Here is an 11,714-nt window from a genome sequence, read left to right as displayed (position 1 = left end):
CTAGGGAGTAGGGTTTCATTGTTCTCTTTCTTACCACCTCTAATATTGTACCTAATCGTTAAGCAAAGTGCTGTATAGAGCAGATTCTAGATTTGTTGCCGACAATATCTTGCTTAAAGAAGGTCTTCAATTGTGTCCGGAACAATTTAGGCGGGTAGCCCGCTAATAGTTGCGGGGCGCAGCTACTAACAATATTATCAATGCTAGCCTGTTCCTTCCATGCTTAAAAACTGAAGAGACAACCAGGGGCGATCGGCTTTCTGGGCAACTCGTGCAAAAAGATGTTGAGGGCTACTTCTTTAATATCCTAAAATCCTCCTTTTGTTTGAGTGGATTCGGAAAGTACAAGTTTCCTTAAAGCCCATTCGCTTGTAAATATTTACACCATCCGGTGCTGCCTGAAGGGTGGCAAAAAGCGCTCCGAGCTTTTTGGCATAACTGAGCGTATAATGTGTGATTGCCGAGCCGTAACCCCGATTTCTAAATTCTTGCAGCGTACTGATATCAAAGAGGCTTGCTGTCTGACCAAGCAAAAAGATTGAACTCGTACAAACAGGCTTATTATCGACATACCCCAGAAACAATCTCAAAGGACGATTCTCCAAATTATCCAACTTGCCCACCCGCCGATAAAATGGCATAACGAAGTCATCTGATGGCTCAAAAAGTGAAGCGATAATCTTTCCAAACTCATTGATTTCTTTGAAAGAGGTGGCCATTCGGAACTTGAGATTAAGAGGATACTGAACGTCTTGTGGTAAACCATCAAGATTTGCAACCATACCCATATCCACTTCATCTTCGATAAATCCATACTCTTCTAAGGTTGAAAAGACATAAGCATCCCGAAATTCTTCACAAGTCCACCAAGCTGCTGGTAAACGAGCTGAATTAAACTCTTCGCACACCTTGGCAATAGTACGCTTTCCGTCTTCGCTATCGAACTTTTTACTAATAACGAGATTAAAAGTATCTGTCTTGTAGCCAGAATTAATGAGAACGTAACTTTCTGTTTGTTCGACTTTCATGTCGGGAACGAATTGGAGTGGAAAATAAATATTCTTGCCAATGATTCCTGCCAAAACTAACTGGATTTGGTCGTGTATTCTAAATTTTTCCTCTATCATCTGCACCGTCTCCTTTCTGTCAATTTTATATACAAAACTGGGCTAGAGGTGTGAAAATGCCGTTAGCCTTAACCCTGCGAATGGAAGTGCGCTCCGAGCCGTGACGACAGTGCCAGACGTGCGAACCGTGGCTGCGGTGCAATTGTGCGAACCGTTGCAGCCGTTCGACCGCGCAAAACGTACAATCAATCTAGCAGAAGAATTGCTCGTTACTGACCAACCGAAAAATGCAGGCATTTCAGCCATTTGTTGCGCCGATCGAGCTACCGACTTGAGGAAATTGGCGAAGCTCGATCCCCATAACTTCTTCCTGCTTTACACTACGCAGGCTAGTGATTAAGATTAACAAAAATACAAAAGGGTGGCTATGCTCGATCGCGCTCAATGGTTTTTGGTCGGTATGTCGATCGCACTTTCGCTTCAGTTAAGTCAGCCAGTGGCAGTAGCCGTATCAGTTGGTAAAGGCTTACAAACAGCACAAAGTAACAGTAGTGATGTTGCCGACAAAGTATGTGAAGAAGCCGAGAAACTTTACGAACAAGGAACAGCGGAAGCAAAAAGAAGTGCGATTGTCAAATATGAAGAAGCATTAAAACTGTATCGGGCGGTAGGCGATCGGGATGGAGAAGCTAGCACCCTCAGCAGGATTGGCGTTGTCTATAATGATTTAGAAGAAAAAGAGAAAGCACTAGAATATTTCAACCAGTCTCTTCCCCTGAGTCGGGGAGTGGGTGATCGCAAGCAAGAAGCTATTACCCTCAACAATATCGGCTTACTGTACAATAAGTTGGGAGAAAAACAAAAAGCGCTAGAGTATTACAGGCAGTCCCTTCCTCTGAGTCGGGGAGTGGGCGATCGCAGTGCAGAAGCCGTTACCCTCAACAACATCGGCTTATTATACGCAGAATTGGGAGAATACTACATAGCATTAGAGTATTTCAACCAGTCTCTTCCCTTAAGAAGAGCTGTAGGCGATCGCCGTGGGGAAGCTCTAACCCTCAACAACCTCGGCGGTCTATACAATCAGGTGAGAGAAGAACAAAAAGCGCTAGAGTATTTCAACCAGTCCCTTCCCTTGAGCAGGGCTATAGGCGATCGCCGTGCGGAAGCCTTTACGCTCACCAACATCGGCTTACTATACTCCAATTTGGGAGAAAAGCAGAAAGCGCTAGAGTCTTACAACCAGTCCCTTCCTCTTTTTCGAGCAATCGGCGCAACCGAGGAAGAAGCTCTCACCCTCTACAGCATGGCTTTTATCAAACGATCGCTAGGCAATTTTACCGAAGCTCTCAATGATATTGAAGCTTGTATTAAAATAATTGAAAATCTCCGTAGTAAAATACTCACCGCAGAACTCCGCAGCTCATACCTTGCCACAGTGCAGGACTACTACGAATTATACATCGATTTGTTAATGCAATTGCACAAAACTAATCCTAACTCCGGTTATGATATCAAAGCATCCGAAGCCAGAAAACGTGCTACAAATCCTTAAAAAGCAACGCAATGTGATGAAGCTCGATCGCCATGAAATTAAACCCCTGAATAAACAAGGATTTTACCCAAAAATACCCAAATAAAAGCCCCTATCGTTGTGAGAATTGCAGCCCACCACTTTAACCAAATGGGATGAGCAAGAACCATAGGCAAAAAAAATACAATTAAAATAAAATAAATTAGGACTATATCAGCGGAGTAGGGAAAAATAAAAATTGCCAGCGGACCCAATACTGGCATTAAAATTTGGGAAAAAGTGTCAGAAAAAGACCAATTATGATTGGGCTGAAAGCTCAAGGCTATTTGAACTGATTGTACAGAAGCCAGGGAGAAAGCCGGAATTATCACTGATAAACGCTTTAACCACGAGAAGCGACTTAACCACATACGCGAACTTTGATTTAAACTTTGCCAATAATAATAGAAACTTCGTCAGTTTGTCATAAGTATCTCCCGACCAAGTTGCACCGATCGCCCGTCGAGAACGCGGGCAACCGCCGATCGCTCAAAACATCCCATCAAGTAAATCAGTAACGTCTCTTTGGTCGCGGCCGCGATTATCGTCATACACCATCAAGGTGTTTAGATTCTTGTGTCTGCTTAACTTCTGTACCTTCCGCACATCCCTGTCTGTTGCGTCTAGTGCCGCCGTGATAACACTGTGTCTGATGCGGTGAAGGAACATCTGCTACTAACGTTGCTTAATCAAGGTATGAAAAAAATAACTTGAAAATCCCGAAGTTTTGTGGATACTGGTTTCTCTGACTTGCATATTGAGCCAGTCATACCCTAAATCAGCAACGCCCTTTACCTTTCGCTTCAAATCAATTCTACAGTTTTACGCTTGCATCGCCCACTGTATCGGGCTATACCTGTGCTGACATAAGGCACCTGAGTTTAGACTATTTTTATCCGCAGCGCTGCACAGAGGACGACTGGTTTTTGTTGTTCCTTTACACGAGCGCACATTTTCATCCTGAATCGTTTTACCAAGCTTTCGAGCGACACAAGTTGGTTGTTGTCGCGCGCACTTATAGTCATTTCAAATAAGTATGAGACTATTTAAAAATGAGGTAAAATTAATAAAAATAGTGAACCAGTTAGGAAAATGTCTTATAGTATTGATTTGAGAAAAAGAGTAGTGGATTATGTAGAAAATGGCGGTCGTATCGCTAAAGCAACCAGAATTTTTCAGGTAGGGAGGGCAACGATATATCGGTGGCTGGGTCGGACAGACCGTATTGGCCACCCAGGTAAAAAGACGTAAGAGAAAGCTAGATTGGAAAGCCTTAGAAAACGATGTAAAAGAGAACCCAGATGCCAGATTTATTGACAGAGCCAAGAAGTTTGGGGTCAGACAAAGTGCCATATCTTATGCTCTTAAAGAAATGAAAATTACTCGAAAAAAAAACAACTTCGTTATCACGAAAGAAATCGAGAAGAAAGAATAAACTACTACAGATATCTCCGAGAGTTAATTAAAGTATGGGGAAGTCAAAGTCTGGTTTTTATTGATTAGTCAGGATTTGAAGAGTTTCAAAATTGTGCATTAGGATGCTCAAAAAAAGGCAAAAAAATCTGGGGTGAAAAGTCAGGAAAACGGGGGAAAAGAGAAAATTTAGTAGCTGGAAGAAGGAAAAGAAAAAAGAACTTAATTGCCCCAATGGTTTTTACGGACAGCTTCAATGCAGAAGGTTTTGAAGGGTGGTTATCTTTATATTTATTACCCTCTCTGACCAAGCCATCTATCTTAATCATGGATAATGCACCGATTCATCGAAAAACAGCCATTCGCGAACTGGTAGAGGAAACGGAGCATCAAGTTCTTTTTCTCTCAAAATATTCTCGCCTATCTGAACGATATTGAACACGATTTTATTGCCTTAAAGCGAGCTAGAATGTATGCTCCTCCTGGCACATCTTTAGATGAACTCATCTGTGCCTACTGCGCTCAATAGTGTCTCTTTTTTATTTGAAATGACTATACTACATCAAATACTTCTGGCACGATCGTGCTTACCTCCGAACGAATAGTGTTACCAGTCTCGCCCTATTACTACCCGGTTCTACGATCCAAGCTGTACGGAAAATCTCCTGCTGTCCTTGTATGCCCATAATTTCCAAGTCTAAAGTATAGCGCTGTCCGTGTTTGTCGTTTAGTCCTAAAACTGCTTCCGTATCAAGAGTTTTAGTTAAAATCTGTGCTAACCTTAACTCATAGTTTTATTGATACAATTCTAAACGACGCTGAAATATTACAGCTTGATCGCTACCGACTGGATTATCTAAATTAAGAGCATACTCTGTTAATTTTCGAGAATCGATAACGAGATGACTGACAAGTTCTTTCTGCTTCATGTTTGTTTAGATAACACTAATTTTAGCATCCAACAGATTAAAGAGCTGGTTTGGGAACCCGATCGACTTTCAATTTTAGCTCTAACGTACAATAACTAATAACTAATAACTAATAACTAATAACTAATAACTACCATTGTGGCTCGGAAGCCATCAAAGCAGTCGCAGCCTCGCTCGGTAACGGCTTAGCAAAAAAATAACCCTGACCGTATTCGCAGCCGATCGCCCTTAACCTAGCTAATTGTGCCGCCGTCTCCACACCCTCAGCAATCACATCCATACCCAAAGCGTGAGCCAGCGCCACAATCGTCCGCACGATCGCCACATTCTCCCCCTCGCTTTCGATCTCCATCCGCCCCACAAACGACTTATCAACCTTCAAAGTATCCGTAGGAAACCGACTCAAATAACTCAACGACGAATAACCAGTGCCAAAATCATCAATTCCCAACTTGACATTTAACGCTTTCATCTGCTTCAAAACCGCGATCGCCGACTCCACATCATCCATCACCACACTCTCAGTAATCTCCAACTTCAAACTATCGGCACTCAAACCCGTTGTTTCCAAAATCATCTGAATGCGATCGACCAAATCCGGCTGGGCAAACTGCTTTCCCGACAAATTTACACTCATAATTAAAGGTTGATCGAAATCAAACATTCCCTCCCAAAGCCGCAACTGCCAGCAAGCCTCCTCCAACACCCACTCACCCAGCGGCACAATTGCCCCCGTTTCCTCAGCCACCGGAATAAATTTCACCGGCGAAATCAAACCTCGCAGCGGGTGCTGCCAGCGCACCAAAGCCTCAAACCCAATAATCCTACCAGTTGCCAAAGATACAAACGGCTGGTAATGCAGCAAAAACTCCTGACGCTTCAAGGCCACCCGCAAATCAGTCTCCAACTGCAATCTCTCCACCGCCAAAGCGTGCATCGAAGCATTAAACACCTGATACCTTCCCGTTCCCAAAGCCTTCGCCCGGTACATCGCCGTGTGGGCGTCCCGCAGCAAGTGTTCCGGCTGTTCCCTGACAGTAGCAGGTTCGCCGCCCACCGCAATCCCGATACTTGCCGTCACAAACACCTCCTGCCCCTTCAAATCAAAAGGCACAATTAAAGCTTGGTGAATGCGACCGGCCAAATCCACCGCACTGCCAACATCAACATTCCTCACCAAAATCGCAAAATCGTCACCCCCCACCCGCGCCACAGTATCCCCGGAGCCAATAATCGCCCTCAACCGCTGCACCACCGACATCAGCAGTTCGTCCCCCGCCAAATGGCCCAAAGAATCATTAATCACCTTAAACCTGTCTAAATCCAGAAACAGCACCGCAAACAGATAGCTACGCCGGCCCCTAGTATTGGCGATCGCCCGCCCCAGACAATCCACGAACAAATCCCGGTTGGGCAAACCCGTCAGAGAATCGTGAAAAGCATCGTAAAGCTTTCTGTAAGCACTGACACCCACACCAGTCACCACCAAACCCAAAGTCGGCGACACTAACGGTACCCACCCACCCCCAGTAAAAATCCCATAACTAATCCCCAGCAGTCCCATCAATCCCGCACCTCCAGCCAATCCAGCCTTTACAGGATGCTGAATCCGCCAAGCCAAAACCCCGCCAACCATCGCCCAAGCACCGTTCCACAAAATTTCCGCCCATTCCGGCCACACCCAAAAGAGCGATCGCCCATCCAAAACAGCACTCAATATTTGGCTGAGCATTTGCGCGTGCAGCAGCACTCCCGGCATTTTCGGACTTTGCTTTTTAACTGGACTGTAGGGCGTCAGAAACACGTCTCTGGTGCTCGGTGCAGTCGTCCCGATCAACACAATTTTGTCCTTAACCCAGCTTGGTTCAATTTCCCCCTTCAATACCTGCGTGATACTGACTTGTCGCGCCACATCCTTACCAGAACGGTATTTGAGCAGAATTTGGTAGCCTTTGGCGTCGAGATTTGCATAGCCGCCGCTGTGAGAAGTTAAAGGCACAAATTCTCCCTTTCCCCAGTTGATTTGGTGGGGATGAACAGGACTATTTTTCTGCTGTACTCTGTCTTTGAGATACAGCAAAGCCACTTGCACAGAAAACGATAAAGCAATCTTTTTGTCTGGTTGCGAGACTGAGAGCAAATTGCGGCGTACAACGCCATCAGGATCGAGCACGAAGTCGTTAAAACCGAGCCGATCGGGCGGTATCCCCGGGGGCGCAGCCACTCCCTCACTTTCTGAATCGCTCAATTTATAAATCGCCACAACATTCCGTGCTTTCAGCCCGGCCAGCAATTCTTGGTGTCCCGGGGCTTGAGGCAAATCCCGGTACAAATCCAAACCGATAACTTTTGGCTGATACTTTTGCAGTTTTGTCAAGGTTTGAGCGATCGCTTTGTCGGAAATCGGAAATCTCCCCAAAGCTTGAATATCGGCCTCAGAAATTCCCACTACCAGCAGCCGCGGATCGGGGCCGGCATCTGGCTGCAAGCGCACTAACGAGTCAAAACTCCCCAATTCCCAGCTTTGCAGGCCTCCCAACTGCCGAACTCCCATATTTAGCAGCGTTACAGTCGCGCCCGCAAGCATTGCAGGCAAAATCCTGACCCGTCGGTTTTGAGAACTCAGGTCGAAGCCAGTTGCGACAGACATTACACAACGAAGATTGCGAGAGAAGTTGGCAGTCACAGAAAAAATATATGGGTGCAAATTCGCTTCGCACAAGTCTGTTCTTACAGAATTGGGCTTAATATGAGATTGAATATAATTTTTTCAGAACTTGTGTCGCAACCGAGTTTCTTTAAGCTAATTACTCGATTTGGCAAAGTATTTCTCGAATGGGAACCTGGTTTTTGAAGATTTGCCGACAAATCCTGTCTTTCATTCCTTGTTTCCCCAATTTCGCACAAGCGTTAAAATTTAGTCGATCGAACTTTCAGGATATTTTTGAGATTATGGCGAATCAACTTCCGATTCCGGTGATTGTTAACGGTGCCGCAGGCAAAATGGGCCGTGAAGTAATTAAGGCGATCGCCCATTCTAGTGACATGACCTTATTTGGGGCTGTAGACCGTTCTCCTGAGTGCCTCAACGCCGATGCCGGCGAATTAGCCGGATGCGGCCCGTTAGAAGTTCCCATCACTGACGACTTGCAAGGAATGCTGGTATTAGCAGCTCAGGAAAAGCAGTTAGGCGTGATGGTAGATTTTACGCACCCTTCGTCAGTTTATGAAAACGTGCGATCGGCCATAGCTTACGGCATTCGCCCGGTAGTCGGCACTACCGGCTTGAGCAGCAAGCAAATTGAAAACTTAGCTGAATTTGCTGACAAAGCCAGCATCGGCTGTTTGATCGTACCCAATTTCTCTATCGGCATGGTTTTGCTCCAACAAGCTGCCGTCACGGCATCTCAGTATTTTGAACACGTAGAAATTATCGAGCTGCACCACAATCAAAAAGCCGACGCCCCCAGCGGCACGGCGATTCAAACTGCCCAAATGTTAGCAGAAATGGGAAAAACTTTCAATCCGCCAGAAGTTGAGGAAACCGAAAAATTAGCCGGAGCTCGAGGTTCAGTGGCGGATGAAGGGATTCGCATTCACAGCATCCGTTTACCCGGTTTAATTGCCCACCAAGAGGTAATTTTTGGCGGCGCCGGTCAAGTTTATACTTTACGACACGATACGAGCGATCGCGCTTGTTATATGCCCGGAGTCTTGCTGTCTATACGCAAAGTCCTTGAATTGCGATCGCTCGTTTACGGCCTGGAAAAAATATTGTAGTCATTAATCATTAGTCATTAGTCATGAGTCATGAGTAATGTGGAATTAATCTAACTTCTAACTTTTGACTTCTAACTTCTGATTTTTGACTTCAACATCCATCCCTTAAATCTGTTAAATCCCTTAATATAATCCGCTTCCGAACAGACAGCCGTTGCATCCCGTACATTGCTCGTTGCCGAACTTCCTATGCTAATTCCCTTAACCCGCGAAACCTTTCAAGAACTAATTCCCGCCGTCGCCACGGGAGCGCAATACAAATATATCTGGGGAAAACCGCCAGATTTTTTGAGGCGAATGTTAATCTCTGCCGTCACCGTAGTTTTCCTCCTGGTAGTTTACAACTTCGCCGGTTCCGATGTCGGGCCGCTAGTTTTAATCACCGGATTGATAGCTGGTTTGTACTGGCTGTGGGGGCCGATTTTGTGGGCGAGTTTGCGGAATGCAGAATGCCGCAAATATCAATACTGCGGTTTTTGGCAAGGACGAGTTTTGGATATATATATTACAGATGAAGTCACCAGTCAAGAAGAAACTGTCAATCAAAAAGGACAACTCGTAATAGTTGACAACTTAGAACCGCGAATTAATTTAGAAGTCGGCGACAAAACCGGATTTACTACTACACTTCGAGCTCCCTTGCGGAAAGATCACCAAGGAATTGCCCCCGGCCAAGCTGCTTTAATGTTAATCATGTCGAATCAAGAAGATTTGGGACGGATTGCCAAAGTTTCAGATATTTACATTCCCAGCCGTGACGTGTGGGTGAGCGACTATCCTTATTTACGCAGAGATTTGTTTGTCGAGATGAGCCAGCAAATTAAAAAAGGCAGGAAAAAAGACCGCGATCGCACTAATCAAAGCAGAGATGTAAAAAGGCGATCGCCCGCTGATTATTAATATGGATAGTAGCGACAAATTTAAGAGCGATCGCAAGTAAAAATCCTGACAAAATTCACAAGATAGCGGCTAATGCCTACGGTTTTTCAGGTTAGCCCCTACATTTTCATCTTTTTTAGTTCCGATCGAGGCGAACCCCCCCAAATTCATGTTAAGCGCGATCGGCAACTTACCAAATTTTGCCTTAATCGAAACTTCCCTCGCGTGCGGGGGAAGTGGCGTTTCAACCACCGAGTCTTACACAGGGGGTTTTTAAACCGAATTTAGTATTAGTTCGAACTCTCAGATTGATCTGTGGAGTCAATCTAAAATCTAAAATCGATTGACTTCTCGATCAACTGTTCCCCTCTTGGCCGTAAGCTTGCCAAGCCAAATCCACCAGCCCGTTAACAATAGCCACAGCCACCACCGCAGAGCCCTTGCGGCCCTCAATCCGAATGTGAGGAATCATCGAATCGTGCAGCCGCGACTTCGCCACGTCAACCCCCACAAACCCCGAAGGCGTCCCAATCACCAAAGCCGGCCGAATTTCCTCAGATTCAATCAAATCTACGATCGCCGACAAAGCAGTTTGAGCCTGGCCCACCACAAAAATCCCTTCAGGATAGCGTCTTGCCAAAGTTTCAATCCCCCAAGCCGCCCGCGTCCTTTCCTTTTGGGGGCGTGTCAAAGCCTCCATCGAACAGTAAACCGGATTCGCAAAGGTACTTTGGATCAGAGGCGTAATGCCCACCTGCACCATCGGCACATCTACCACGATCGTAGTCCGAGCAGCCAAAGCCGCCGCCCCAGCCTGCAAAGCCTGATCGGAAAAACTAATTAAAGACTTGTACTCAAAATCAGCAGTCGCATAAATCACGCGGCGGACTATTTCGTACTCCGCCGCTGAAAAACCGTGGTCGCCAATTTCGTTATCGATTAATCCCAGACTCTGGGCATCGCTTACGTGCCATTCCATTTGTTGGATAGCTGTCGCCTGTGAGTTGTCAGGTATCAGCTTACCAGCTTTTAGTCATTCGTTGACTGTTGAGTAAAATCTGCCAACTGCCAACTGACAACTAAGTTTCCGACGAAGAAGATTTGCCCAACACCGGAGTCAGGAATGCCACCAAAGCTCCGATCGCAAAACCCGCCACATTCCGAACCACAGGCAACCAGTCAGAAGTCCGAGTCACCACCGGCCCAAGTCCGAAAGCGAAAAACAGAATTCCCCACAGCGGCGAAAAAATCAGCGCCCACTGCCAAGCCACAACCTGTCCCGGCTTCCGAGGTTGAGCCGCAAAGCCGCAGATGACGCCGCCAACCACCGACGTAATTAACGTCAGAACCCACTGTTCCCTCGGCAAACCGGGAACCACGCGGCATCCGCCCTGACGCAAACAGCCTTCTATCGACTCCAAAGATTCAATAATTGCTCGATCTTCGCCATTGTCCCGTACAAAAAATTGATTACCGTAGCGGGTTTGCAGTTCCACCCAAAAAGTTCGCGGCAGCAGCGGATACAGCGAGTCGCCCACATTAAAATTGAGCAAATTGCCCCCTCGGGGGTCAGCAACTAGCAACACACTCTTGTCATCTAGCCCCCAATAACTTTTGACAGCCAAACCGGGCGTGCGATCGTACTGAGTCAGCACTCGCAGTTTCCAACCGGTTTCGGCTTCAAATGCCTTTAAATTTTTTGCCAAATTTTGTTCTTCAATATCCGTAAGGGCTTTAGCTAAGTCAATGATCGGCGTCTGAGTTGAAGGCAACAAATCGGGATTATTGAAAGCGTGGGCTGCAGGTGCGATCGTCCACACGGACAAAGCCAGACAAAATGCGACAACAGATGCTAGAAATTTTCGCGGGAAAAGCTGTGACATAGGAACTTATAATCCGGGTCTTAATTGTGAATGCTAGCTGGCCGTCTTAACCAGAGGATAAGAGAAAACTCATATTTCTTTACAATTATTTACTTTACAGGAAGCCGAGACCAAGGGGAAGAGTTCGAGTAAGGAAAGTTTGGAATCGCTCTTCCCTCTTCCTTCTTCGCTCTTCCTTCTTCGCTCTTCC

9 protein-coding genes and 2 pseudogenes are annotated in these 11,714 nt (G+C 45.9%); 5 read left to right on the top strand and 6 right to left on the bottom strand.

Annotated elements, in window-relative coordinates; genetic code table 11:
* Positions 1–299: 299 nt before the first annotated feature.
* Positions 300–1,127, bottom strand: a complete 828-nt coding sequence (locus QUA23_RS14815) for a GNAT family N-acetyltransferase (protein ID WP_333076900.1) — start codon at positions 1,125–1,127, stop codon at positions 300–302.
* A 100-nt stretch (positions 1,128–1,227) separates the two neighbouring features.
* On the opposite strand from QUA23_RS14815, the gene QUA23_RS14810 reads away from it, so the two are divergent.
* Entirely contained in the window at positions 1,228–1,467 is a 240-nt protein-coding gene (locus QUA23_RS14810) for a hypothetical protein (RefSeq protein ID WP_333076901.1), read from the top strand.
* A 27-nt stretch (positions 1,468–1,494) separates the two neighbouring features.
* Positions 1,495–2,622 carry a tetratricopeptide repeat protein gene (locus QUA23_RS14805; protein WP_333076903.1) on the top strand — a complete coding sequence of 376 codons (1,128 nt, stop codon included), beginning with the start codon at positions 1,495–1,497 and terminating at the stop codon, positions 2,620–2,622.
* A gap of 434 nt (positions 2,623–3,056) precedes the next feature.
* Here the strand turns inward: QUA23_RS14805 and QUA23_RS14800 are convergent, their stop codons facing one another.
* Positions 3,057–3,191: a hypothetical protein gene (locus tag QUA23_RS14800; protein ID WP_333076904.1), complete on the bottom strand. Its 135-nt coding sequence runs from the start codon at positions 3,189–3,191 to the stop codon at positions 3,057–3,059.
* A 541-nt stretch (positions 3,192–3,732) separates the two neighbouring features.
* On the opposite strand from QUA23_RS14800, the pseudogene QUA23_RS14795 reads away from it, so the two are divergent.
* Positions 3,733–4,582 (top strand): annotated as a pseudogene (locus tag QUA23_RS14795) (IS630 transposase-related protein).
* Between the two features lie 58 nt (positions 4,583–4,640).
* On the opposite strand, the pseudogene QUA23_RS14790 reads toward QUA23_RS14795, so the two are convergent.
* Together QUA23_RS14790 and QUA23_RS14785 are read right to left on the bottom strand one after the other, a co-directional pair.
* Positions 4,641–4,982 (bottom strand): annotated as a pseudogene (locus QUA23_RS14790) (DUF6883 domain-containing protein).
* A gap of 130 nt (positions 4,983–5,112) precedes the next feature.
* A complete protein-coding gene (locus QUA23_RS14785; protein WP_333077072.1) occupies positions 5,113–7,632 on the bottom strand; it encodes an EAL domain-containing protein in 2,520 nt (839 codons plus the stop codon).
* 302 nt (positions 7,633–7,934) lie between these two features.
* Between QUA23_RS14785 and dapB the strand changes: the two genes are divergently transcribed.
* The gene (gene dapB / locus QUA23_RS14780; protein ID WP_333077149.1) at positions 7,935–8,762 is read left to right on the top strand and encodes a 4-hydroxy-tetrahydrodipicolinate reductase; all 828 of its coding nucleotides are present in this window, start codon (positions 7,935–7,937) and stop codon (positions 8,760–8,762) included.
* Positions 8,763–8,951: 189 nt separating this feature from the next.
* Complete coding sequence (locus QUA23_RS14775; RefSeq protein ID WP_333077073.1) at positions 8,952–9,662, top strand: phosphate ABC transporter permease; 711 nt, start codon at positions 8,952–8,954, stop codon at positions 9,660–9,662.
* A 334-nt stretch (positions 9,663–9,996) separates the two neighbouring features.
* Here QUA23_RS14775 and QUA23_RS14770 read toward each other — a convergent pair whose 3' ends face one another.
* Both QUA23_RS14770 and QUA23_RS14765 read right to left on the bottom strand, forming a co-directional pair.
* Positions 9,997–10,620, bottom strand: a complete 624-nt coding sequence (locus QUA23_RS14770; RefSeq protein WP_015179019.1) for a precorrin-8X methylmutase — start codon at positions 10,618–10,620, stop codon at positions 9,997–9,999.
* A gap of 100 nt (positions 10,621–10,720) precedes the next feature.
* Positions 10,721–11,524, bottom strand: a complete 804-nt coding sequence (locus QUA23_RS14765; protein WP_333077074.1) for a TPM domain-containing protein — start codon at positions 11,522–11,524, stop codon at positions 10,721–10,723.
* Positions 11,525–11,714 lie beyond the last annotated feature (190 nt).

It is taken from the genome of Microcoleus sp. Pol1C5 (assembly GCF_036701115.1).
GTDB lineage: Bacteria > Cyanobacteriota > Cyanobacteriia > Cyanobacteriales > Microcoleaceae > Microcoleus.
The sequence above is the reverse complement of the archived record's forward strand: the minus strand, read 5'-3'. Positions and strand labels throughout refer to the sequence as shown.